This is a genomic window from Pseudomonas sp. GZJR-8, from assembly GCF_002916705.1.
Lineage (GTDB): Bacteria > Pseudomonadota > Gammaproteobacteria > Pseudomonadales > Pseudomonadaceae > Aquipseudomonas > Aquipseudomonas synxantha_A.
Window position 1 is genome coordinate 1 of sequence record NZ_JXSI01000032.1, and the last position, 1,081, is coordinate 1,081.

Consider the following 1,081-nt stretch of genomic DNA (forward strand, 5'->3'; position numbering starts at 1 on the left):
GCCGGCGGCGCCACATCTTTGCCGATGGCTGTGGTGTCGCTGGTGCCAATTAGCAACAGGGTGGGCACCTTCAGATCCTTGAATTCGTAGTACACCGGTTGGGTGAAGATCATGTCGTAAATCAATGCCGAGTTCCACGCGACTTGGGTATGCCCCGGGCCTTTGTTCAGGCCCGCGAGCATATCCACCCAGCGTTCGTATTCCGGCTTCCAGCGCCCGCCATAATAGGTGTCGCGTTCATATTTGCGCACCCCGTCGGCACTCATTTTCAGCTCGCGCTGGTACCACTGGTCGACGCTCTGGTAGGGCACACCGAGGGCTTTCCAGTCTTCCAGGCCGATAGGGTTCACCAGTCCAAGTTGTTCGGTTTGCTCGGGGTACATCAAGGCATAGCGGGTGGCAAGCATCCCGCCGGTGGAATGGCCGATCACCGTGGCCTTCTGGATGCCGAGTTTTTCCAGCAGTTGGTGGGTGTTGGCCGCCAATTGCTGGAAGCTGTACTGGTAGTGATCGGGCTTGCTGGAGGTGCAGAAGCCCACCTGGTCCGGCGCGATCACGCGGTAACCGGCGTCGCTCAAGGCCTTGATCGAACCTTCCCAGGTGGCACCGCAAAAGTTCTTGCCGTGCATCAGCACCACGCTGCGGCCGTTGGCTTTGCCTTTGGCAGGCACGTCCATGTAGCCCATTTGCAGGGATTTGCCTTGGGACTGGAAGGTGAAATGTTCAACGGGATGGGGGTATTGAAAACCCTGGAGTTCAGGGCCGTAGCTGGGCCCTTCAGTGGCAGCGAGCACAGGGGCGGTGTTGGCTGTGAGCAGGGCGGCAATGCAGATAATGCGGGCCAGGGGCATGGACGGAGCTCCGAGTAGGGTATTCGGATGCTGTTTGGATGGGATTAAGTGAGAATTAACATTTGTTCTGGAAAGCCCTTTTCAGGCGATATGTCAGGGCGACTACCTTCGGTTTTTCCATTGGCTTTAGATATATTTCCGCGACCTCTTTGAAGCGTTGTTAGTATTTGCTGAGTGCTGCCATTCACCCTGAAAAAAGGGACAGTCTACGGTTAAATAGAACTGCCCCC

Annotated in this window: 1 protein-coding gene; it reads right to left on the bottom strand. The window is 56.6% G+C overall.

The window, feature by feature from the left end:
* On the bottom strand, positions 1–851 hold an 851-nt coding region (locus TK42_RS26720; RefSeq protein ID WP_103735516.1), incomplete at its 3' end, for an alpha/beta hydrolase.
* Between the last annotated feature and the right edge of the window lie 230 nt (positions 852–1,081).